This window comes from Sphingomonas sp. (assembly GCF_035998645.1).
Classification (GTDB): Bacteria; Pseudomonadota; Alphaproteobacteria; order Sphingomonadales; family Sphingomonadaceae; genus Sphingomonas.
In genome coordinates this window covers 1,027,070-1,047,733 of sequence record NZ_DASYHL010000003.1, presented here as the reverse complement: position 1 = coordinate 1,047,733, position 20,664 = coordinate 1,027,070, and the positions used below count along the sequence as shown (strand labels likewise).

Below are 20,664 nucleotides of genomic sequence, written 5' to 3'. Positions count from 1 at the left end.
CATGGCGTTCCGCCTTTCCTCGATCGGCCTTGCTGCCCTGCCGCTGATCGCCGCCTGCGCGACCGTGCCGGCGATGTCCCCCACCCCCGCCGCCGCACCGTCGCCGGTCCCGGTTTCGAGCGAGGGGAGGTTTGTCGAGGATCTCTCGCGCCGCACCTTTGATTATTTCTGGGATACGACCAGCGTCGACACCTGCCTTGCGCCGGACCGCTGGCCGTCGAACCCCTTTTCCAGCATCGCCGCGACGGGCTATGCGCTGACCGCCTATGGCATTGGTGCCGAGCGTGGGTATGTGACCCGCGATCAGGCCGCCGAGCGGACGCGCAAGTGCATGGAATTCTACTGGAATGCGCCGCAGGGTCCCGCAGTGAGCGGCACCGCGGGGCATAAGGGCTTTTTCTACCACTTCCTCAAGAACGGCGACGGCACCCGCTATCGCAACACCGAGCTGTCGACGGTCGATACCACGCTGTTGCTGGGCGGCGTGCTGTTCGCGCAAAGCTATTTCGACCGCGACACGCCGACCGAGGCGGCGATCCGTGATCTCGCGGAGAAGATCTATGCCCGGATCGACTGGACCTTTGTCCAGCGCGAGCGCAGCACGATTCCGTCGGCGAACAGCAAAGGCGGCAAGGCGATCGCGATGGGATGGTATCCCGAGCGCGGCACTGGCGGCGACTTCGGGACGCATGACTGGGTCGGCTATGACGAGGGGATGCTGGTCTATATCCTCGCGCTCGGCTCCCCCACCCATCCGGTGGGCAAGGATGCGTGGGACAGCGGCTGGGCGGGCAAGCTCGGCAAGAGCTGGGGCACTTACTATGGGCAGGAGCATCTGCAGTTCGAGCCGCTGTTCGGGCACCAGTACAGCCATGTCTGGGTCGATTTCCGCGGCATCCAGGACGCGTTCATGGCCGGCAAGGGCATCGATTATTTCGAGAATAGCCGCCGCGCGACGCTCGCCCAGCGCGCTTATGGAATCGACAATCCGGGCAAATGGACCGGCTATTCAGGCGACATCTGGGGCTGGACCGCTTCGGATGGTCCCGGCGGCGCGGCCAATGGGCGGGTCGTCAATGGCAAGGCCCGCGAGTTTCAGGGCTATTCCGCGCGTGGCGTGAGCAGCTACCGCATCGTCGATGATGGCACGATTGTCCCGACTGCCGCAGGCGGATCGGTCGCATTCGCGCCGGAGATCGCCCTGCCCGCGCTGATGGCGATGCGCGCCAAATATGGCGACAAGCTGTACCAGCGCTACGGCTTCAAGGACGCGTTCAACCCGAGCTATACCTTCACCGATGCCGGCAGCCGCGATGGCGTGGTCGATGCCAAGGATGGCTGGTTCGCGCGCGATTACCTGGGCATCGACCAGGGGCCGATCCTGGCGATGCTGGAGAACCACCGCAGCGGCCTGGTGTGGAAGACGATGCGCAAGAACCCGCATATCCGCCGCGGGCTGGAGCGCGCCGGATTCAAGGGTGGCTGGCTGGATAAGGCGGGGGAGTAAGGCGCGGCCTGCCCCCCAATATCCTCCCCCGCCAGGGGGAGGTGGCGCCGAAGGCGTCGGAGGGGGAGGACGGCGACGTCCTCTCCGCTCCAGCCGATCCCATTCCTCCCCCTCCGTCACGCTGCGCGTGCCACCTCCCCCTTGCGGGGGAGGATTGAGAAAGGACTGTGGTTGAAGCTCCCCCTCCCTTTCAGGGAGGGGAGAAGGGTTATTCCTCGCCCATCCGCAGCGCGGCGATGAAGGCTTCCTGCGGGATGCTGACCGAGCCGTACTCGCGCATCTTCGCCTTGCCCTTTTTCTGCTTGTCCAGCAGCTTGCGCTTGCGGGTGGCGTCGCCGCCATAGCATTTGGCGGTGACGTCCTTGCGCATTGCGCTGATCGTTTCGCGCGCGATCACTTTGCCGCCGATCGCCGCCTGGATCGGGATCTTGAACAAATGGCGTGGGATCAGTTCCTTGAGCCGCTCGACCATGCCGCGGCCGCGCACTTCGGCGGTGGCACGGTGGACGATCATGCTAAGTGCGTCGACCGCCTCTTCATTGACGAGGATGCCCATCTTGACGAGGTCGCCCTCGCGATAGCCGATCTGTTCGTAATCAAAGCTGGCATAGCCCTTCGACAGCGACTTCAGGCGATCGTAGAAGTCGAACACCACTTCGTTGAGCGGCAATTCATAGGTCGCCTGTGCGCGGCCACCGACATAGGTCAGGTTCTTCTGGATGCCGCGCCGGTCTTGACACAGTTTCAGGATCGAGCCGAGATATTCGTCGGGGACATAGATCACCGCCTGAATCCACGGTTCGGCGATGCTTTCGATCTTGTTGGGATCGGGCATGTCGGCCGGGTTGTGCAGCTCGATATGCCCGCCGCCATGCGTAAGCTCGATCTGGTACACCACCGACGGCGCGGTGGTGATGAGGTCGAGGTCGTACTCGCGCATCAGCCGTTCCTGGATGATCTCCAGATGCAGCAACCCCAGGAACCCGCAGCGGAAGCCGAAGCCGAGCGCGGCGCTGGTTTCCATCTCGAAGCTGAACGAGGCGTCGTTGAGGCGCAGCTTGCTGATGCTCTCACGCAGCTTTTCAAAGTCGTTGGCATCAACCGGGAACAGGCCGCAGAACACGACCGGCTGGACTTCCTTGAACCCCGGCAGCGCTTCGGCCGCAGGGCGCTTGGCATCGGTCAGCGTGTCGCCGACGCGCGCCTGTGCCACTTCCTTGATCTGTGCGGTGATGAAGCCGATTTCGCCGGGGCCAAGGTCGGGTAGCTGTTCGATCTTGGGCCGGAACGCGCCGACGCGATCGACCAGATGGGTCGTGCCGGCGGCCATGAACTTGATCTGCTGACCCTTTTTGATCGTGCCGTCGATCACGCGGATCAGGATGACGACGCCGAGATACGGGTCATACCAGCTGTCGACCAGCATCGCCTTGAGCGGCGCGTTGATATCGCCCTTCGGCGCCGGGATGCGCTCGACGACCGCGTTCAGGATCTCGTCGATGCCGATGCCCGACTTGGCCGAGGCGAGCACGGCGCCCGAGGCGTCGATGCCGATCACTTCCTCGATTTCGTTGCGGACCTTTTCCGGTTCGGCGCTGGGCAGGTCGATCTTGTTGATCACCGGCACGATCTCATGGTCATGCTCGATCGACTGATAGACGTTCGCCAGCGTCTGCGCCTCGACGCCCTGCGCCGCGTCGACCACCAGCAGCGCGCCCTCGCACGCGGCGAGGCTGCGGCTCACTTCATAGGCGAAGTCGACATGGCCCGGCGTGTCCATCAGGTTGAGGACATAGTCGAGCCCGTCCGGCCCCTTCCAGTCGAGGCGCACGGTCTGCGCCTTGATGGTGATGCCGCGTTCCTTCTCGATGTCCATATTGTCGAGCACCTGCTCGGACATCTCACGCGCGGTCAGGCCGCCGGTGCGCTGGATCAGCCGATCGGCCAGAGTCGACTTGCCATGATCGATATGCGCGATGATCGAAAAGTTACGGATGCGGGAAAGGTCGGTTGCCATAGACCGCGCGCGTTAGCAGGGGTGCGGCACTTGCGGAAGATACCCCGTGGGGACAGTGTGCGGCAATGCGCCTGACCCTGATCGCCCTCGCCGCCCTTCTCCCCCTCCCCGCGCTCGCCGCGCAGGAGCAGCCGACGATCCATGTCGTCCGCCATTTCGACACACCGAAGGGCGAGAAGGACCCCGATCTGCTGCCACAGGGCGTCGGCCGGGCCGAGGCGCTGGCGCGGTGGTTTCGGGGCAAGCGGCTGTGCGCGATTCTGGTGACGCAGTATAAGCGCACGCGCCAGACCGCCGCGCCGACGGCGGCCGGGCGTAGTATCGCGATCCAGAGCTATGATGCGGCCGATACGGCGGGCGCGGTCGCGCGGGCGAAGGCTTCGGCCTGCCCGGTGCTGATCGTCGGGCACAGCAATACCGTTCCCGACATCGTTGAGACGCTGGGCGGCACGCGCCCCGCAGACCTGAAGCATGAAGACTTCGGCGATGTGTGGACGGTTGCCGAGGGGAAGACGGCGCAGACCACCGTCGCGCCCTGAAACCCGCGATCATTCCGGGTAGCAGGCGGCGCTTTTCCCGATGCGCCCTTACGCCGGATGCGATATGACCGGTGCGGGGGCCGGGGGCTTTCCGTGTCAGAAGATGTCAGTTGAAGGCGCGCGTGCCACGGGGCAGCGTCGCCACGGCTTTGGGGCAGAATGCTCCATCAAGGGAGGGAATATCCATGCGTCTCGTCCGCAATCTGATCGCCGCCACTGCGCTCGCCTCAATGGCGGCCGGGCCGATCGCCGCTTCCGCGCAGACCGCAACCAGCGCGTCGGGCAAAACCTACAAGGACGGCACGACCAAAGGCGCGTCGTCCGGGCGCCGGGATCAGGAGCGCGGCCAGCGTGAAATCCCGCGCTGCACCAAGAATCTCGGCACGATCGCGATCGTCGAACCCGACAAGCAATGGTGGCGCGAACTGAACCTTGGCAGCCCCGAGGCGGTGATCAAGGTATTCGTCCAGCAATCGGGCTGCTTCACCATCGTCAATCGCGGCCGCGCGATGCAGAGCCGCGCGATGGAGCGCGCGCTGCAGGAGCAGGGTGAGATGCAGGGCGGCCAGAATATCGGCAAGGGCCAGGTCCGCACCGCCGATTACTTCCTTCAGCCCGACATCGTGTCGTCGAACAAGGATTCGGGCGGCAGCGCGGTCGGTGGTGCGATCGGCGGCCTGCTGGGCCGTCGCGGCGGCATTCTGGGCGGCGTCGGCGCGCTCGCGGGTGGCCTGAAGGTCAGCAAGAAGGAAGCCAGCGTCACCCTGTCGATGGTCGATGCGCGCACCACCGAGGAAAAGGCGCTGACCGAAGGCTATGCGCGCAAGACCGATGTCGGCTTCGCCGCCGGCGGCGGTGCCGGCTGGTGGGGCGGCTTTGCTGCGGCTGGTGGCGGCGGCTATCAGAACACCGAAATCGGCCAGGTGATCGTCCTCGCCTATCTCGATGCCTATACCAAGCTGGTCTATGAGCTGGGCGGTCTGCCCGACGATGCGGCGGCGGCGGCTCCGCCCGCGCGGCGCTGAACCACGGTCAAATCGTTGAAATCACGGGCCGGAATTACCCATTCCGGCCCTTTTTTTCGCCCCCGACTTCCGAAGGATCACTTAACGCCGCATCAACCACGTCTTTACGCGGTTCGGTATAGACCTGTGGGGCAAAGCGACTCCCCAGGGATGCCGGATGGGCCGGCAATGTTGCTTCGCGGGGGACCATGAAACCTGAAACGGCACGGACAGCAGGATTAAGCGGCGCCTCTGGCACGCTGGTCGCGCTCGTCGCCGCTGATGGCAGCGCGACGCACCCCTATCTGACGCGATTGTCGAGCGGAATCGCGCCGTTGCGCGACCTGGGTGACCTGGTCCATCAGATTTGCCTGCTGCACGCGCGCCACCCCGATCTGTTCGAACAGGCAGCAGCGCATTCGCGCCAGCCGGCCGCCGCCGAATGGCTCGCCCAGTCGGCGCAGGGCTTTGCCGCCGAGCGCGCCTATCTCGTCCGGCTGGTCGCCGCCGCCGGGCCGCTGCCGAGCACGCCGGGCCAGGCCGCATCGGAAGCTGCGGTCACCGCCCAGCGCCACGCGCTCGACATGCTCGCCCAGTCCGACCGCAATGGCTGTGCCGATGGCACCGCAATCGCGCTCGCGCTCGACTGGCCTGCGATCCGCGCAGTGCTTGACGTTCTTGCCGGGCGCGTCGGGATCGACCCGATCGAAAACCAGCTGCCCCCCGCGTTTGAAACCGCGACGGTGATCGATGTGCTGGCCGGATCGCTGTCGGTCGAGCGCGCGATGGCGTTCGGCGCGCAGCAAATGCTGGCGCAGCATCGCGGCCTGATCGACCTGCTCGAGGCCCGCGCCTCGGCGCGCGGGAAATACTAACCCGCTTGCGCGCGACGGCCTTCCCCGGCTAGTCCATACCCGATCTTCCAATTTGACCGGGGACGGGAATGCGCTTCGAAGGCACGCAGGATTATGTCGCAACCGACGACCTCAAGGTTGCGGTCAACGCCGCCGTCACGCTGCGCCGCCCGCTGCTGGTCAAGGGTGAGCCGGGCACGGGCAAGACGGTTCTGGCCTATGAAATCGCCAAGGCGGTCGGCGCGCCGCTGATCGAGTGGAACGTCAAATCGACGACCAAGGCGCATCAGGGCCTGTATGAATATGACGCGGTCGCGCGCCTTCGCGACGGCCAGCTCGGCGACCCGCGCGTCCATGAGATCGGCAACTATATCCGCAAGGGCAAATTGTGGGACGCGTTCACGTCGCCTCAGCTCCCCGTGCTGCTGATCGACGAGATCGACAAGGCCGATATCGAATTCCCCAACGACCTGCTGCACGAACTCGATCGCATGGAATTCCATGTCTACGAAACCGGCGAAACCGTGCGCGCCGCCGAGCGCCCGATCGTCGTGATCACGTCCAACAACGAAAAGGAACTGCCTGACGCGTTCCTGCGCCGCTGTTTCTTCCACTACATCAAATTCCCCGATCGCGGCACGATGCAGGCGATCATCGACGTCCATTTCCCCGGCATCCAGAAGATCCTGGTGAGCAAGGCGATGGATATCTTTTACGACATCCGCGAGGTGCCGGGCCTGAAGAAAAAGCCGAGCACCAGCGAGTTGCTCGACTGGCTCAAGCTGCTGCTGCACGAGGACATGCCGCTCGACGTGCTGCAATCGCGCGATCCAACCAAGGCGATCCCTCCCCTCCACGGCGCGCTGCTCAAGAATGAGCAGGATGTGATGCTGTTTGAGCGGCTGGCGTTCATGGCGCGGCGGCAGCAGGGGAAATAGGCGCCGGGGTTGGCAGCGGCACGGCTATTCATATATATTCGTAATGAATAGTGGAGACCGTCATGGCAAATACCAGTCTCAGCCTAGGCGAGCATTGGGAGAAGTTCATTCGCAGCGAAGTCGGTAGCGGACGCTACGGCTCGGCAAGCGAAGTGGTGCGCGATGGGTTGCGGGCGCTGGAGGAGCGCAAAGCGCATCTGGAGGCGTTGCGTGCGCACCTCTCGGAAGGTGCAGCCCAGGCGCGGGACGGCGAGTTCGTCGAGGACTATTCCGCTGATCGCGTCATCGCCGCGCTGGATCGCGAGGGGTGACGTCGTTTCGCGTCACCCCGCGCGCATTTGAAGACCTTAAGACGATCGGACGCTACACGCTGCGCCAATGGGGCCGTCAGCAGCGAGATGCTTATTTGCGCGGGCTGGATGCGCGGTTCGCGTGGTTGGCGGAACACCCCATGCTCGGTCGAGCGCGGGACGAGGTCGCGCCGGGCTACCGCAGCTTTCGCCACGAGGCGCATGTCATCTTCTACCTGATCCGCGTGGACGGGATCGACATCATCGGCGTGCCTCATCAGGCGATGGACATTGCCGCCCGCCTCAGCCCTGAGACGGATTAGCGCCTAGTCCGCCACCCGCACCACCAATTTCCCGATCGCGCCGCGGTCGGCGAGTTTGGCGATGGCCTTGCCGCCGTCCTCGAATGCGAACACCTCGCTGACGTGCGGGTTGATCTTGCCCGCCTCCCACAGGCGGAACAGGTGGTCGACATGCGCGGCGTTGGCCTTGGGGTCGCGGGCGGCGAAGGCGCCCCAGAACACGCCACAGACGTCGCAGCTTTTGAGCAGGGTGAGGTTGAGCGCGAGCTTGGGGATGCCCGCCGGGAAGCCGACGACGAGGTAGCGTCCTTCCCATGCGATCGAGCGTAGCGCGGGTTCGGCATAATCGCCGCCGACCGGATCGTAGATGACGTTCGCGCCATCGGGGCCGACCGCCGCCTTGAACTGTTCCGCCAGCGCCTTGGACGCGTCCTTGTCGAACGGGGCGCGGCCATAGACGACGGTTTCGTCTGCACCGGCAGCTTTGGCAGCGGCAGCCTTCTCGTCGCTCGACACCGCAGCGACCACGCGCGCGCCGAATGCCTTGCCGAGTTCGATCGCCGACAGGCCGATGCCGCCCGCTGCGCCGAGGATCAGCAGCGTGTCACCGGCCTTCAAATGCCCGCGATCGAGCAGCGCATGGATACTGGTGCCATAGGTCATCAGGAGCGCCGCACCCTGTTCGAAACTCTTGCTCTCGGGAAGCGGATAGAGGCGACGGCGTTCGACCACGACCTTTTCGGCGAGGCCGTTCCAGCCGGTCGATCCGAGCACGCGGTCGCCGGGCTTGAGGTCGGTCACGCCCTCCCCCACCGACTCCACCACGCCGGCGATTTCGCCGCCCGGCGCGAACGGGCGCGGGGGTTTGAACTGGTACTTGTCCTCGATGATAATCACATCGGGGAAGTTGATCGCACAGGCCTTGACCGCGACCACCACCTCACCGGGCTTCGCCACCGGATCCGGCAGCTCACCCATGGTTAGAGTTTCAGGTCCGCCCACTTCCTTCGACAACAAGGCCCGCATCACCGCTCTCCCTCTTGAGCCAGGGCCGCGCGTCGGCGACCATCGACTCATATTTCGAAATTACGGTATCTCTTGCCAGTGTCAGCCCGACCTCGTCCAGCCCCTGCATCAGGCAATCGCGGCGGAACGGGTCCATCTCGAAGCTGGAGCGGTCCTGAAACGGGGTGGTGACGGTCATCGTCTCGAGGTCGATCGTCACGGGATCGGTCTTCGCCACCTCGATCAGCCGGTCGATCGCCTCCTGCGGCAACACCACCGCGACGATGCCGTTCTTGAACGCATTGCCCGAAAAGATGTCCGAATAGCTCGGCGCGATCACCGCGGTGATGCCCATATCCTTCAGCGCCCAGGCGGCGTGCTCGCGGCTCGACCCGCACCCGAAATTGTCGCCCGCGATCAGGATCGGCGATCCGGCATAATCGGGGTCGTCGAAAATGTTGCCCGGCTGCGCGCGCACCGTTTCGAAGGCACCCTTGCCGAGCCCTTCGCGGCTGATCGTCTTGAGCCAGTGCGCGGGGATGATGATATCGGTGTCGATATTCTTGGCGCCCCACGGATAGGCGCGCCCTTCGACCTTGCGGACGGGGTCCATGTTCAGCTCCAGCTCTGCAATTGGCGCACAACAATGCTGGCGGCGCCATTGCGCCACCCGGTGTCTCGCCCGCTTAACGTGAATCCGGCCAGCGCGCTCAGCGCACCGGGGCGGCTACCTGCGCGCTCGCCCGCGCCTCGCCGACCGTGAAACTGGTGGTCGAATAGACCGCCGCCGCGCCGCTGAGGATCGTGCCCGTGATCAATGCCACCAATACGCGCTTCACCGGTCATTCCCCCGCCTGGGCCCCCATCAGGTCCCGCACGTCCGTCAGTCGCCCGGTTACCGCCGCCGCCGCCGCCATTGCCGGCGAAACGAGGTGCGTCCGGGCGCCCGGACCCTGCCGTCCTACGAAATTTCTGTTGGAAGTGGAAGCACATCGTTCGCCCGGCGGCACCTTGTCCGGGTTCATCGCGAGACACATCGAACAGCCCGGTTCGCGCCACTCAAAGCCCGCAGCGGTGAAGATGCGGTCCAGCCCCTCGGCCTCGGCCTGCCGCTTCACCAGGCCAGAGCCGGGGACGATCAGCGCCTGACGCACGCCATCCGCAACCTTGCGCCCGTTGACCACTGCCGCCGCCGCACGCAGATCCTCGATCCGGCTGTTGGTGCAGCTGCCGATGAAGATATTCTCGACCGCAATGTCCTGCATCCGCGTGCCAGGTGTGAGGCCCATATAGTCGAGCGACTTTTGCGCCGCGACGCGCTTGGACGGATCGGCGAAGCTCTCCGGATCGGGGACGATGCCCGTGATCGGCACGACATCTTCGGGGCTGGTGCCCCAGGTGAGCGACGGGGCGATATCACTGCCGTGCAACGTGACCACGCGATCATAGACCGCGCCCGGATCGCTCGGCAGGCTGCGCCACCACTCGAGCGCCTTGTCCCACTGCTCGCCCTGCGGCGCCATCGGGCGGCCCTTGAGATAGGCGTAGGTGGTCTCGTCCGGCGCGATTAGGCCGGAGCGCGCGCCGCCCTCGATCGACATGTTGCTGACCGTCAGCCGCCCCTCGACCGACAGAGCGCGGATCACGTCGCCGGTATATTCGACGACATAACCGGTGCCGCCCGCCGCGCCGGTCTTGCCGATGATCGCGAGGATCACGTCCTTGGCGCTGACACCGTAACCCAGCGTCCCGTCGACGCGGATTTCCATCGTCTTCGACTGGCTGAGCAGCAAGGTCTGGGTCGCCAGCACATGCTCGACCTCGCTCGTCCCGATGCCGAAGGCGAGCGCGCCGAGCGCGCCATGCGCCGAGGTATGGCTGTCGCCGCACACGAGGGTCGTGCCCGGCAGGGTGAAGCCCTGTTCCGGCCCGACGACATGGACGATCCCCTGTTCCGGCGACGTCGCGCCGAAATAGTCGATGCCGAACTCGGCGACATTGCGCTCGAGCGCCGCGAGCTGCTGCGCGCTTTCGTGATCGGCGATCGGGAGGCGCTTGCCCGCCGCATCGACCCGCGCGGTGGTCGGCAGATTATGGTCGGGCACCGCCAGCGTCAGGTCCGGGCGGCGCACCCGGCGACCGGCGGCACGAAGCCCCTCGAACGCCTGCGGACTGGTCACCTCATGGACGAGGTGGCGGTCGATGTAGATGAGGCAGGTGCCGTCCTCACGCCGTTCGACGACGTGCGCGGCCCAGATCTTCTCGTAGAGCGTGAGTGGTTTGCTGGCCATGATGCGGACCCCTTACGCCTTTGTTGCGCGCGGGCAAGCGCAGGCGACATTTTCTAAGGCAAAGCGGCGCTTCAGTGGCCAACGACTCCGAGCGACGCGAATGGCTTGTCATGCTCGCCATAGCGTTCGACGAGCGATGCGCTGGCCTCGTTGAGTCCGATCACCTCGACCGCCTTGCCCTCGCCGCGCAGCCGCAGGACGATCTTGTCGAGCACCCCGGTCGCCGAAATGTCCCAGAAGTGCGCGTCGGTCAGGTCGATCGTGACCGACTGAACCGCGTCCTCGCGGAACGCGATTGTCTCCATGATCCGGTCGGTCGAGGCAAAGAAGATCTGGCCGCAGATGGTGTAGCTGCGGGTGCGTCCATCGGCGCTCAGCGCGGTGTCGATCGTGACAAGCTGACGTACCTTGCCGGCGAAGAAGATGCCCGACAGCAGCACGCCCGCGAGCACGCCCATCGACAGGTCATGCGTCCACACGACAATGATGACGGTCGCCAGCATCACCACGCTCGACTGCCACGGATGGACGCGCAGGTCGGCGAAGGACTGCCAGCGGAAGGTGCTGACCGACACGAACACCATCACCGCGACCAAAGCCGGCATCGGGATCTGCGCCACCCACGGGCCGAGCACGACGATTAGGATCAGCAGCAAGATGCCCGCGGCAAAGGTCGACAGGCGGCGGCGTCCGCCCGACTTCACGTTGATCACCGACTGGCCGATCATCGCACAGCCGCCCATGCCGCCGACCATGCCGGTGAAGAAATTGGCGATCCCCTGCCCCAGCGTCTCGCGCTGCTTGTCCGAGCGGGTTTCGGTCATGTCATCGACGATCTGTGCGGTCAGGAGCGATTCGAGCAGGCCGACCGCTGCCATCGCCAGCGAAAAGGGCGCGATGATGCGCAGCGTTCCCCAGGTCAGCGGCACCTGTGGCCAATGGAACATCGGCAGCGCTTCGGGCAGCTTGCCCATTTCGCCCACCGTGTTGACGTCGATGCCCATGCCGATCGTCACCGCGGCGAGCAGCACGATCGCGACCAACGGCGACGGGACCGCGCTGGTGATGCGCGGGAGCAGGTAGATGATCGCCAGCCCCGCCGCGACCATCGCATAGGTCTCCCAACCCACCCCGGTCAGCTGGGGCAGCTGCGCCATGAAGATCAGGATCGCGAGCGCGTTGACGAAGCCGGTGATCACCGAGCGCGAGACGAAGCGCATCAGGAGGTCTAGCCGCAGCAGCGCGGCGATGCCCTGAAACACGCCCATCAGGATCGTCGCGGCGAACAGATATTCGACGCCATGATCGCGTACCAGCGGCCCCACAAGCACCGCCACCGCCGCCGTCGCCGCCGAGATCATGCCGGGGCGACCACCGGTGATCGCGATGATCACCGCGATCGAGAAGCTGGCATAGAGCCCGACGCTGGGGTCCACACCGGCGATCAACGCGAACCCGATCGCCTCCGGGATCAGCGCCAGCGCGACGACGAGGCCCGACACGATCTCGCGCCCCGGATTGGTCAGCCAGTCGCGGCGGACATTCGAGGCGAAGGACATATGGACATCGGCCATCGCGCGGCCTCCTCGGTTCTGCTGGGTCGGAACGTGCTGCAATGCAGCGATGGGCCCGTCCCTAGTCCTGCTGCTCCGGCTGATCAACCGGTGTGGCCCCCATCCCGCGCCACAGCCCCGCCGCCGTGAATCCGCCGAACAGCGCGCCCTCCGCGACGCTCGTCACGATCCGGCTGCGCAACCCGAAGCCGGTTTCGCCGAGAAATGCGCCAATGCGACCGAGGTCGAGCCGTGCGCCCTCCATCGTCTGGGTCAGCACGTCGATGCTCCCCGCTAGCAGCCGCCCGCCGAGCAACGCGATGATCAGGCCCGCCGCTGCGCCAAGGACCATTCCGGCGAGCCCGGCATGGCGCTTGGTGCTGCCCGCGCGTCGTGTGGTGATCCAGAACGCCAGCCCGACCGCGGTTCCCAGCGCAAGCCCCTCCGGCGCGCCGGTAATCCCTTCGGGTGCACGACCGAGCAGCAAGGCGAAAGCGTCGATGCCAAGCAGCTTGGCGACTGCTCCGATGATCAAGCCCGCGGAGGCGCCACCGGCGATCGTCAACGGTGAGCGCGCGCCACGGCGCTGAACCGTCGCCGCGACGCCGAACGCGACCGCACCGCCCCCGATCGCAGCGACAGCGATGGTGATGCACGCGAGTACCAGCACGAACGACAGAGCCCCGCTTTGCGCAGGCACCGCCAGCGTCGCGCCGAGCACGCCATAGGTCAGACCGCCAGCCACACCCGCCGCGACCGCACCGGCAGTCCCGGTCGCGCCCATGCGCCAGATTGGCGACTGCACGAGCGCCGCGTCGAGCACCGCCGGCGTCGGCGGAAACGGCGGCTCGGCCCCCTCCCCCTCGACCGCGCCGATGAAGCGATAGCCGAACTTGGGCACCGTCGCGATGAAGCGCGGGTCGCCTGCCTCATCGCCCAATGTCCGGCGCAGCGTGCGGATGCACTGGGTCAGCGCCTCGTCGGTCACCGGAATGCCGCGCCACACCGCGTCCATGAACCGGTCCTTAGTCACCAGCTGCCCCCGCTCGCGTACCAGCAGGATCAGCGCATCGAGATAGCGCGCGTTGAGCGGCACTTGCGCCCCGTCACGACGCAGCTGGCGCTCGGCCGTGTCGAGCTCGAAGCCCGCGAAACGATAGATGGCCGGTTGCATGTCGATTTCAGCGAAGCCTCAGATCCTGCTCATGCCGCTCACCCCCGCTGCGCGGCATGGATCGACCGCAGCAGTCATGGAGGCAAGCAAATGGTCGAACAAGCAAAGAGTGGCAGTGGGTGGCGCAATCCGTGGCGGTTGATCGGATGGGGCGGCATCGCCGCGCTGATGCTGACCCCGGCGGTGGCAATGCAGCTCACCGATGAGGTCAACTGGACGATCGGGGATTTCCTGTTCGCGGCGCTGATGTTCGGCGGCGTCGGGCTGGCGGTCGAGCTGACGGTGCGCGCCAATCCCGCCTGGACCTATCGCGCAGGCGTGGGGATCGCGCTGGCGGCGTCGTTCCTGACCGTCTGGATCAACCTTGCGGTCGGGATCGTCGGCGATGAGGACAATCCGGTCAACGCGCTGTTCTTCCTGGTGCCGCTGGTCGCGATGGCGGGAAGCTTGCTCGGCGGCTTTCGGGCGCACTTCATGGCGGTCGCAGCGGCACTGGCAGCGGCGGCCCAGATTGGCGTGATGCTCTATATCTGGGCGACCGGTCAGGGCTTCCCGATCGGGGTCACGGTGTTTTTCGGGACACTCTGGCTGGTCGCTGCGGCGCTGTTCCGTCAGGCGGCGCGGCAGAGCTAAAGCGCATTCCTCCCCTGCCCCGCAGGGGAGGTGGCAGCACGAAGTGCTGACGGAGGGGCGGCCGCGCAGACGCCCGTGAACAGCACGACAAAATTCCGCCCTCTGCGGGGCGGCCCCTCCACCACCGCCTTCGGCGGCGGTCCCCCTCCCCTGAGCAAGCTCAGGGGAGGAATTGGACGTCACACCGCCGCCAGTGCGACCTCGTACGCCGCAGTCGTCTTCGCCGCGACCTCGTCCTGCGTCACGCCGGGGGCCAGTTCGATCAGGCGGAAGGGCGAGTCATGGTCGGGGCGCTGGAACACCGCCAGGTCGGTGATGATCATGTCGACCACGCCCTTGCCGGTCAGCGGCAGCGAGCATTCGGGGATGAACTTGGGGCTGCCGTCCTTGGCATTATGCTCCATCACCACGATGATCTTCTTGACCCCGGCGACCAGATCCATCGCGCCGCCCATGCCCTTGATCATCTTGCCCGGGATCATCCAGTTGGCGATGTCGCCGGTCTGGCTGATCTCCATCGCGCCGAGCACGGTCAGGTCGATATGCCCGCCGCGGATCATCGCAAAGCTGTCCGCGCTGCTGAAATAGACCGACTGGGGCAGTTCGCTGATCGTCTGCTTGCCGGCGTTGATCAGGTCGGGATCTTCCTCGCCCTCGAACGGGAACGGGCCGATGCCGAGCATGCCGTTTTCCGACTGCAACGTCACCTCGACCCCCTCGGGGATATGGTTGGCGACCAGAGTCGGGATGCCGATGCCGAGATTGACGTAGAAACCGTCCTGCAATTCCTTTGCGGCGCGCGCGGCCATTTCGTCGCGGGTCCAGGGCATCCTCTTACTCCTTGGGCAATTCGGTTGTCGGGGTCGCGGTGCTGCGCACCGGGTTGGGCAGCAGGAACCAGCCTGCGCCCCAGAGCGGAGCGACCATCGTCTCGGTCGCGGCGGCGGGGCGGCGCGCGGCGTCCCCGGCATCGAAGGTATCGCTGAAGTCGCCCAGCGCGTCGCCGACGATCGCGATGACGCAATAGCCGGCGGCAACGGTGCGACGCACCTGATCGCCCGCGACCGCCGGGTCACCGCCGCGCAGGACCAGCGTCTTGCCGGGCGACAGCTCGCCAAAGCCAAGCCTGCCGAGCAACGCGGCCGCCGCTTTGCCGTCGGAAGGACGCCGCGCGCTGGTGAAGATCGCCTGCACGCCCTCACGCCGCAACGCGTCGATGCCTTCGACCGCGCCCGGCACTGCGCTAACCTGATCGCTGCCGTCGCCGAACCAGCGGCGGTAGCGCGCGTCGGGATCGCTGCCCGCGCTTTCGTCGAGGTCGAACAGGATCGCGAACGGCTTGGCGTCGCACGGCACATAGCGCGGCGCGTCAAGGCTCGCCCCCTCCGCCAGCACGACGCCGTTCACGGTTCCACCGGCCTTGCGCGCCGCGACCTGGCGTTCGACATAGACCCAGAGCGACTGATAGGCCTGAAGCGACGCCGCCGCCGATTCCGCCGACCCCTGGGCTGATGCAGCCGCCGACGCCTGCAACTGCGCCGTCAATGCGCGCGCCTCGGGCGTCGCGAACGTCGGGGCGACGTCGTCGGGCGTTGCCGCTACCGGCGCGGAGGTCGCGGCAGCAACCGGCTGTGGTGCCGGCTCCGGCTTGTCGCGCCCCAATATCCGCTTCCCCGCGATCGATCCGCCCGCGACGATCGGGATCGCCGCCGCGACGCATCCGCCGCAGAGCAACCCCGCCGCGCCGAGCGTCAGCAGGGCGCGCAGCCGGCTCACGCCGCCTCGGTGTCGCTGGTCCGCTGGCGGACCGTGCGGAACTCGATCTTCTTGTCATAGGGCGCGCCGATGATCATCCGCTTCACATAGATGCCGGGCAGATGGATCGCGTCGGGGTCGAGGCTGCCGACCGGCACCACTTCCTCGACCTCGGCGACGCAGATATTGGCGGCGGTCGCCATCGGCTGGTTGAAGTTGCGCGCGGTCTTGCGGAAGATCAGGTTGCCCGCCTCGTCCGCTTTCCATCCCTTGATGATCGACAGGTCGGCGCGGATGCCGCGTTCGAGGATATACTCCTGCCCGTCGAACACCTTCACTTCCTTGCCCTCGGCCACCTTCGTGCCGACGCCGGTCTTGGTGTAGAAGCCGGGGATGCCCGCCCCGCCGGCGCGGCAGCGCTCGGCCAGCGTGCCCTGGGGGCAGAATTCGACCTCGAGCTCGCCCGCCAGATATTGCCGCTCGAACTCCTTGTTCTCACCGACATAGGAGGAGATCATCTTGCGGACCTGGCGGCTGCGCAGCAGCTTGCCGAGACCCTCGTTATCGATCCCGGCATTGTTGCTAGCGATGGTCAGGTCGCGCGTTCCGGCGGCCTGGATCGCGTCGATCAGCCGTTCGGGAATGCCACACAGGCCGAAGCCGCCCGCGCAAATCGTCATGCCGTCGTGCAGCAGGCCTTCCAGCGCCGCCTCGGCAGTCGGGTACAGCTTGTTCATCGCCGCGAGTCTCTCCTAACCCCAATGATCGCGGCGATAGTCGCGGGGGGTCGGCGCGGTCAAGCAAACCTGAACCGACTTTCAACTTTGCAGGTGCCGCAATGCGACGAATCACTGCTGCGTTGCGGCAAATACGTGGGTCGCGGCATTGAAGAATTAACCAATGCCCGATAGCATTTGATCGGTTTCCGGGGGCGGGATCAGATCACATGCTTGAATTTTCGGTATTCATGTACGGCCTTTTGGCAGGCTTTGTCCTCATTTCGGCAGAGCAGAACCGTCGCGCGGCGCGGCCCAATCCGGCGATGGTCAACGCGGTCGGCTGGGGCCTGTTCTCGATGTCATCGACGCTCGCCGTGTTGTGCGGCGCGGTGGGGATTGCGCTGCTGTTCGGTGCGCGCGTTCCCGGACTGCCCGCCCTTGCCGGATAAAAAAACGGGGCGGCCGGATGGCCACCCCGTAAGGGCTTGGGAAGGGTAGCGTGAAGTGTCCGTTACCGGACCGAGCCGCGACGAACCAGGTTGACGATCGCGAGCAGCACGACCGCGCCGAGGAACGAGATCAGCAGCGAGGTGACGTTGAACGCACCGTCCGTGATCGACGCGCCGCCGATCAGCGGGGTGATCAGAAAGCCGGCGAGCAGCGCGCCGACGATGCCGACCACGATGTTGAGTAAAATTCCCTGCTGGGCATCCGTGCGCATCACGATGCTGGCCAGCCAGCCAAGCACACCGCCCACGATCAGCAGTACAATAAGATTGATCATCCGAGGTCTCCCATATCCGTCTCGGCGCCGCCGAGTTACAAGCAATACGGTTGAAACTGCAGGACGTTCCGCCCCCGACGTATTTTGCCGCTGAACGGGAGAGTCGCATGCCGATCTATGCTTTTGAAGATGTCGCGCCGCAGATCGACCCCGACGCATGGGTCGCGCCCAGCGCCGACGTGATCGGCGATGCCCGGCTGGCGGCGGGATCGAGCGTGTGGTTCGGTGCCGTAATCCGGGCGGACAATACGCCGATCATCCTCGGGCCGCGCAGCAATGTGCAGGAGGGGGCGATGCTGCACTCCGACCCCGGCGCACCGCTGACCGTGGGAGAGGATTGCACGATCGGGCATCACGCGATCCTGCACGGCTGTACGATCGGCAACCGCGTGCTGATCGGCATGGGCGCGATCATCCTCAACCGCGCAGTGATCGGCGATGATTGCCTGATTGGTGCCGGCGCGCTGGTGACCGAAGGCAAGGAATTCCCGCCCGGCAGCCTGATCGTCGGCAGCCCGGCCCGCGCGATTCGCGAGGTCGATGCGACGACTCGCGCCGGGTTGCTGTACTCGGCGCAGAATTATGCGGAGCGGCAGCGGCGGTTTCGGGCTGGGTTGCGGCGGGTGGATTGAGCCCCGTCGTCGTCCGGGGCTTGACCCGGGACAGGGCTTCTTCTTTGCGCTCGAACAAGGCAGCCCAGCCCCGGATCAAGTCCGGGGCGACGGGGAAATGGTGGCGAGTTTAGAATTTCCGGTACGCCCACCCTTACCGTTTACGTAAAGCATCTGGACACGCAATTCGGTTCGTCTATGAAACGGGTATGGCCCTGCCCGCTCTCTTCGATCGCCTGCGGCTCCCCGTCATCGGGTCCCCGCTTTTCATTGTCTCCGGTCCCGAACTGGTCATTGCCCAGTGCAAGGCGGGCATCGTCGGCTCGTTCCCCGCGCTCAACGCGCGGCCGCAGAGCCAGCTCGACGAATGGCTGCACCAGATCACCGAGGAACTGGCGGCGTGGAACCGCGACAATCCCGATCGCCCGGCCGCGCCCTACGCGGTCAATCAGATCGTCCACCGCTCGAACGACCGGCTTGAGGCGGATCTTGTCACCTGCGGCAAATGGCAGGTGCCGATCGTGATCACGTCGTTGGGCGCGCAGGAAGCGCTCAATCAGGCGGTGCATGGCTGGGGCGGCATCGCGCTTCACGATGTCATCAACGACCGATTCGCACACAAGGCGGTTGAAAAGGGCGCGGATGGCCTGATCCTCGTCTGCACCGGCGCGGGCGGTCATGCCGGACAGCTCAGCCCGTTCGCGTTCGTGCAGGAAACGCGCAGCTGGTTCGACGGCCCGATCGCGCTGTCCGGCTCGATCGCCAACGGCAATGCGGTGCTGGCGGCGCAGGCGATGGGCGCGGACCTTGCCTATATCGGGTCGCCCTTCATCGCGACGGCGGAAGCGAATGCCGAAGCCAGCTACAAGCAGGGTATCGTTGCGGGCAGTGCGTCCGATATTGTCTATACAAATCTGTTCACCGGCGTGCACGGCAATTACCTGCGCCAGTCGATCGAGGCGGCGGGGCTGGACCCCGACAATCTGCCGGCGAGCGACCCCAGCGCGATGAACTTCGGATCGGGCGGCAACAGCAAGGCGAAGGCGTGGCGCGACATCTGGGGTTCGGGTCAGGGCATCGGCGCGGTGCGCGAAGTTCAACCGGTGGCGACGTTCGTGGACCGGCTGGACGCCGAGTATCGCGCGGCGAAGGCGCGGATTGCCGGGCTGTCGAACGGCGGTTGGAGCGCCTGACTTAACTAATGCTCGTCACCCCGGCCTTGTGCCGGGGTCCACCGGGCGGCAAGCGCGAAGCAAGAGGCTCAAGCGCTACGCAGGTGGACGGGTGGACCCCGGCACAAGGCCGGGGTGACAAATTTATTTAGAGGATGCCGTTACGCCCTCGTCGCCCCGGGCCCGACCCGGGGCCGGGCTGCCTTGTTTCGGCGAACTAGGAAGAAGAAGCCCCGTCCCGGGTCAAGCCCGGGACGACGAAAATGAGGTTATCGGATGAACCTCAAGCCGCCATGCGGCGCGCTTTTTCCAGCTTCTTCATGATCATCTGGCGCTTGAGCCGCGACAGGTGGTCGAGGAACACGATCCCCTCGAGATGATCCATCTCATGCTGGATGCAGGTCGCGAGCAGGCCGGTGAACTGCTCGTCATGCGCCACGCCATGTTCGTCCAGCCACTTGACCCGGCAGGTCGCGGGGCGATCGACATCGGCGAACTGGTCGGGGACCGACAGGCAGCCTTCGGTATAGGTGCTCATCTCATCCGCGGGATCGAGGATTTCGGGGTTGATGAAGACGCGCGGCGCCTTGATCGGCTTGCCCTCTTCGTCCTCTTCCTCCTGAAGGTCCATGACCAGCACGCGCTTGGGCACGCCGACCTGGATCGCGGCGAGGCCGATGCCGGGGGCGTCGTACATCGTGTCGAACATGTCGGCGATCAGCGCGCGCAGATCGTCATCGACCGTCTCGACCGGGGTGGAGATGGTCTTGAGACGCGGATCGGGAACTTCGAGGATCGGGAGAATAGCCATCGCGCCAATTTAGGTGTTGCCCCTCGCGGGGTCAATTCCGCGCGACCCGCAGAATTCCGATCAGAGTGATCAGGCGACCGGCCGCCGCGCGCGCAGCGCCTGCGCCAGCGTGCCCTCATCCAGGTAATCCAGCTCGCCGCCGACCGGCAGGCCGTGCGCCAGCTGGGTCAGCCGCACCGGATAGCCCTCCAGCCGCTCGGCGATGTAATGCGCGGTAGTCTGGCCCTCCAGCGTCGCGTTCATCGCCAGCACGACTTCATCCACGCCGCCTGCGGCGATGCGGGTGACGAGGCTGTCGATCGCCAGATCCTCGGGCCGCACCCCGTCGAGCGCCGAGAGCTTGCCGCCAAGCACATGGAATTTCCCCGGAAACAGCCGCGAGCGTTCCAGCGCCCACAAATCCGCGACTTCTTCGACCACGCACAATTGCCGCGTGTCGCGACGCGGGTCGGCGCACACCGCGCACGGATCGGTGGTGTCGACATTGCCGCAAGTCGAACAGGTCGCCAGCCGCTCGCTCACCGCCTCCAATGCACGCAGTAACGGGTCGAGCGCCGTTTCGCGCTTCTTGAGCAAATGCAACACCGCCCGCCGCGCCGATCGCGGGCCAAGGCCGGGGAGCCGCGACAGGGCTTGGGTGAGGGTTTCGATCTCGGGCGATGCCATGGATGCGACATAGGGGCTTGCCTGCCCCCATGCCAAGCG

General features: G+C 65.8%; 24 protein-coding genes. 11 read left to right on the top strand and 13 right to left on the bottom strand.

Annotated elements, in window-relative coordinates:
• The first annotated feature begins 1 nt into the window (after position 1).
• Positions 2-1,507 carry a glucoamylase family protein gene (locus VGN66_RS09075; protein ID WP_327518475.1) on the top strand — a complete coding sequence of 502 codons (1,506 nt, stop codon included), beginning with the start codon at positions 2-4 and terminating at the stop codon, positions 1,505-1,507.
• Positions 1,508-1,715: 208 nt separating this feature from the next.
• Here the strand turns inward: VGN66_RS09075 and lepA are convergent, their stop codons facing one another.
• Positions 1,716-3,524, bottom strand: coding sequence for a translation elongation factor 4 (lepA, locus tag VGN66_RS09070; protein WP_327518474.1), 1,809 nt, complete (start codon positions 3,522-3,524; stop codon positions 1,716-1,718).
• 65 nt (positions 3,525-3,589) lie between these two features.
• On the opposite strand from lepA, the gene VGN66_RS09065 reads away from it, so the two are divergent.
• The 6 genes from VGN66_RS09065 (at position 3,590) to VGN66_RS09040 (ending at position 7,472) form a co-directional block, all read left to right on the top strand.
• The gene (locus tag VGN66_RS09065; RefSeq protein ID WP_327518473.1) at positions 3,590-4,063 is read left to right on the top strand and encodes a phosphoglycerate mutase family protein; all 474 of its coding nucleotides are present in this window, start codon (positions 3,590-3,592) and stop codon (positions 4,061-4,063) included.
• Between the two features lie 185 nt (positions 4,064-4,248).
• The gene (locus tag VGN66_RS09060) at positions 4,249-5,088 is read left to right on the top strand and encodes a CsgG/HfaB family protein (protein ID WP_224920619.1); all 840 of its coding nucleotides are present in this window, start codon (positions 4,249-4,251) and stop codon (positions 5,086-5,088) included.
• A gap of 188 nt (positions 5,089-5,276) precedes the next feature.
• Positions 5,277-5,942: a DUF6975 family protein gene (locus VGN66_RS09055; RefSeq protein ID WP_327518472.1), complete on the top strand. Its 666-nt coding sequence runs from the start codon at positions 5,277-5,279 to the stop codon at positions 5,940-5,942.
• Positions 5,943-6,010: 68 nt separating this feature from the next.
• Positions 6,011-6,859: a MoxR family ATPase gene (locus tag VGN66_RS09050; protein ID WP_327518471.1), complete on the top strand. Its 849-nt coding sequence runs from the start codon at positions 6,011-6,013 to the stop codon at positions 6,857-6,859.
• Positions 6,860-6,921: 62 nt separating this feature from the next.
• On the top strand, positions 6,922-7,170 hold the full coding sequence (locus VGN66_RS09045) for a type II toxin-antitoxin system ParD family antitoxin (protein ID WP_327518470.1): 249 nt from the start codon (positions 6,922-6,924) through the stop codon (positions 7,168-7,170).
• Positions 7,167-7,472: a type II toxin-antitoxin system RelE/ParE family toxin gene (locus VGN66_RS09040; RefSeq protein ID WP_327518469.1), complete on the top strand. Its 306-nt coding sequence runs from the start codon at positions 7,167-7,169 to the stop codon at positions 7,470-7,472. The genes VGN66_RS09045 and VGN66_RS09040 overlap by 4 nt, the downstream gene beginning before the upstream one ends.
• 3 nt (positions 7,473-7,475) lie before the next feature.
• Here VGN66_RS09040 and VGN66_RS09035 read toward each other — a convergent pair whose 3' ends face one another.
• From VGN66_RS09035 to VGN66_RS09010, 6 genes are all read right to left on the bottom strand, one after another.
• A complete protein-coding gene (locus VGN66_RS09035) occupies positions 7,476-8,477 on the bottom strand; it encodes an NADPH:quinone oxidoreductase family protein (RefSeq protein WP_327518468.1) in 1,002 nt (333 codons plus the stop codon).
• Entirely contained in the window at positions 8,440-9,069 is a 630-nt protein-coding gene (leuD, locus tag VGN66_RS09030) for a 3-isopropylmalate dehydratase small subunit (RefSeq protein ID WP_327518467.1), read from the bottom strand. Before leuD ends, VGN66_RS09035 begins: the two co-directional genes overlap by 38 nt.
• Positions 9,070-9,166: 97 nt before the next feature.
• Positions 9,167-9,295 (bottom strand): hypothetical protein, encoded by a 129-nt coding sequence (locus VGN66_RS09025; RefSeq protein WP_327518466.1) that lies wholly within the window; start codon positions 9,293-9,295, stop codon positions 9,167-9,169.
• 3 nt (positions 9,296-9,298) lie between these two features.
• Positions 9,299-10,747 carry a 3-isopropylmalate dehydratase large subunit gene (leuC, locus tag VGN66_RS09020; RefSeq protein WP_327518465.1) on the bottom strand — a complete coding sequence of 483 codons (1,449 nt, stop codon included), beginning with the start codon at positions 10,745-10,747 and terminating at the stop codon, positions 9,299-9,301.
• A gap of 71 nt (positions 10,748-10,818) precedes the next feature.
• Positions 10,819-12,306 (bottom strand): SulP family inorganic anion transporter, encoded by a 1,488-nt coding sequence (locus tag VGN66_RS09015; RefSeq protein ID WP_327518587.1) that lies wholly within the window; start codon positions 12,304-12,306, stop codon positions 10,819-10,821.
• Between the two features lie 76 nt (positions 12,307-12,382).
• Entirely contained in the window at positions 12,383-13,474 is a 1,092-nt protein-coding gene (locus tag VGN66_RS09010) for a transcriptional regulator (RefSeq protein WP_327518464.1), read from the bottom strand.
• Between the two features lie 90 nt (positions 13,475-13,564).
• Between VGN66_RS09010 and VGN66_RS09005 the strand changes: the two genes are divergently transcribed.
• Positions 13,565-14,107 (top strand): hypothetical protein, encoded by a 543-nt coding sequence (locus VGN66_RS09005; RefSeq protein WP_327518463.1) that lies wholly within the window; start codon positions 13,565-13,567, stop codon positions 14,105-14,107.
• Positions 14,108-14,286: 179 nt separating this feature from the next.
• Here VGN66_RS09005 and VGN66_RS09000 read toward each other — a convergent pair whose 3' ends face one another.
• Genes VGN66_RS09000 through VGN66_RS08990 form a run of 3 tightly spaced genes read right to left on the bottom strand, consistent with a single transcriptional unit; the run spans position 14,287 to position 16,599 of the window.
• Positions 14,287-14,937, bottom strand: a complete 651-nt coding sequence (locus VGN66_RS09000) for a CoA transferase subunit B (protein ID WP_327518462.1) — start codon at positions 14,935-14,937, stop codon at positions 14,287-14,289.
• A gap of 4 nt (positions 14,938-14,941) precedes the next feature.
• Positions 14,942-15,883, bottom strand: coding sequence for an HAD family acid phosphatase (locus tag VGN66_RS08995; RefSeq protein WP_327518461.1), 942 nt, complete (start codon positions 15,881-15,883; stop codon positions 14,942-14,944).
• Positions 15,880-16,599 (bottom strand): CoA transferase subunit A, encoded by a 720-nt coding sequence (locus tag VGN66_RS08990; RefSeq protein WP_327518460.1) that lies wholly within the window; start codon positions 16,597-16,599, stop codon positions 15,880-15,882. Before VGN66_RS08990 ends, VGN66_RS08995 begins: the two co-directional genes overlap by 4 nt.
• 209 nt (positions 16,600-16,808) lie before the next feature.
• On the opposite strand from VGN66_RS08990, the gene VGN66_RS08985 reads away from it, so the two are divergent.
• A complete protein-coding gene (locus tag VGN66_RS08985; RefSeq protein ID WP_327518459.1) occupies positions 16,809-17,030 on the top strand; it encodes a hypothetical protein in 222 nt (73 codons plus the stop codon).
• A gap of 62 nt (positions 17,031-17,092) precedes the next feature.
• On the opposite strand, the gene VGN66_RS08980 is transcribed toward VGN66_RS08985, so the two are convergent.
• Positions 17,093-17,365 carry a GlsB/YeaQ/YmgE family stress response membrane protein gene (locus tag VGN66_RS08980; protein ID WP_414713188.1) on the bottom strand — a complete coding sequence of 91 codons (273 nt, stop codon included), beginning with the start codon at positions 17,363-17,365 and terminating at the stop codon, positions 17,093-17,095.
• A 107-nt stretch (positions 17,366-17,472) separates the two neighbouring features.
• Between VGN66_RS08980 and VGN66_RS08975 the strand changes: the two genes are divergently transcribed.
• Together VGN66_RS08975 and VGN66_RS08970 are read left to right on the top strand one after the other, a co-directional pair.
• Positions 17,473-17,997: a gamma carbonic anhydrase family protein gene (locus VGN66_RS08975; protein WP_327518458.1), complete on the top strand. Its 525-nt coding sequence runs from the start codon at positions 17,473-17,475 to the stop codon at positions 17,995-17,997.
• 188 nt (positions 17,998-18,185) lie between these two features.
• Positions 18,186-19,169, top strand: a complete 984-nt coding sequence (locus VGN66_RS08970) for a nitronate monooxygenase family protein (RefSeq protein ID WP_327518457.1) — start codon at positions 18,186-18,188, stop codon at positions 19,167-19,169.
• A 262-nt stretch (positions 19,170-19,431) separates the two neighbouring features.
• Here VGN66_RS08970 and def read toward each other — a convergent pair whose 3' ends face one another.
• Together def and recR are read right to left on the bottom strand one after the other, a co-directional pair.
• Positions 19,432-19,959, bottom strand: a complete 528-nt coding sequence (gene def / locus VGN66_RS08965; RefSeq protein WP_224920602.1) for a peptide deformylase — start codon at positions 19,957-19,959, stop codon at positions 19,432-19,434.
• Between the two features lie 69 nt (positions 19,960-20,028).
• Positions 20,029-20,625 carry a recombination mediator RecR gene (gene recR, locus VGN66_RS08960; RefSeq protein WP_224920601.1) on the bottom strand — a complete coding sequence of 199 codons (597 nt, stop codon included), beginning with the start codon at positions 20,623-20,625 and terminating at the stop codon, positions 20,029-20,031.
• Positions 20,626-20,664 lie beyond the last annotated feature (39 nt).

Bases quoted from the DNA above. Each gene is read 5' to 3' on its own strand.
- VGN66_RS09010 (WP_327518464.1), bottom strand. From the start codon at position 13,474: ATGCAACCGGCCATCTATCGTTTCGCGGGCTTCGAGCTCGACACGGCC.
- VGN66_RS09060 (WP_224920619.1), top strand. From the start codon at position 4,249: ATGCGTCTCGTCCGCAATCTGATCGCCGCCACTGCGCTCGCCTCAATG.
- VGN66_RS09050 (WP_327518471.1), top strand. From the start codon at position 6,011: ATGCGCTTCGAAGGCACGCAGGATTATGTCGCAACCGACGACCTCAAG.
- lepA (WP_327518474.1), bottom strand. From the start codon at position 3,524: ATGGCAACCGACCTTTCCCGCATCCGTAACTTTTCGATCATCGCGCAT.
- VGN66_RS08985 (WP_327518459.1), top strand. From the start codon at position 16,809: ATGCTTGAATTTTCGGTATTCATGTACGGCCTTTTGGCAGGCTTTGTC.
- VGN66_RS08970 (WP_327518457.1), top strand. From the start codon at position 18,186: ATGGCCCTGCCCGCTCTCTTCGATCGCCTGCGGCTCCCCGTCATCGGG.
- VGN66_RS09005 (WP_327518463.1), top strand. From the start codon at position 13,565: ATGGTCGAACAAGCAAAGAGTGGCAGTGGGTGGCGCAATCCGTGGCGG.
- VGN66_RS08990 (WP_327518460.1), bottom strand. From the start codon at position 16,599: ATGAACAAGCTGTACCCGACTGCCGAGGCGGCGCTGGAAGGCCTGCTG.
- VGN66_RS09035 (WP_327518468.1), bottom strand. From the start codon at position 8,477: ATGCGGGCCTTGTTGTCGAAGGAAGTGGGCGGACCTGAAACTCTAACC.
- VGN66_RS08975 (WP_327518458.1), top strand. From the start codon at position 17,473: ATGCCGATCTATGCTTTTGAAGATGTCGCGCCGCAGATCGACCCCGAC.
- VGN66_RS09065 (WP_327518473.1), top strand. From the start codon at position 3,590: ATGCGCCTGACCCTGATCGCCCTCGCCGCCCTTCTCCCCCTCCCCGCG.
- VGN66_RS09000 (WP_327518462.1), bottom strand. From the start codon at position 14,937: ATGCCCTGGACCCGCGACGAAATGGCCGCGCGCGCCGCAAAGGAATTG.
- VGN66_RS09015 (WP_327518587.1), bottom strand. From the start codon at position 12,306: ATGTCCTTCGCCTCGAATGTCCGCCGCGACTGGCTGACCAATCCGGGG.
- VGN66_RS08980 (WP_414713188.1), bottom strand. From the start codon at position 17,365: ATGATCAATCTTATTGTACTGCTGATCGTGGGCGGTGTGCTTGGCTGG.
- VGN66_RS09045 (WP_327518470.1), top strand. From the start codon at position 6,922: ATGGCAAATACCAGTCTCAGCCTAGGCGAGCATTGGGAGAAGTTCATT.
- VGN66_RS09055 (WP_327518472.1), top strand. From the start codon at position 5,277: ATGAAACCTGAAACGGCACGGACAGCAGGATTAAGCGGCGCCTCTGGC.
- def (WP_224920602.1), bottom strand. From the start codon at position 19,959: ATGGCTATTCTCCCGATCCTCGAAGTTCCCGATCCGCGTCTCAAGACC.
- recR (WP_224920601.1), bottom strand. From the start codon at position 20,625: ATGGCATCGCCCGAGATCGAAACCCTCACCCAAGCCCTGTCGCGGCTC.
- VGN66_RS09075 (WP_327518475.1), top strand. From the start codon at position 2: ATGGCGTTCCGCCTTTCCTCGATCGGCCTTGCTGCCCTGCCGCTGATC.
- leuC (WP_327518465.1), bottom strand. From the start codon at position 10,747: ATGGCCAGCAAACCACTCACGCTCTACGAGAAGATCTGGGCCGCGCAC.
- leuD (WP_327518467.1), bottom strand. From the start codon at position 9,069: ATGGACCCCGTCCGCAAGGTCGAAGGGCGCGCCTATCCGTGGGGCGCC.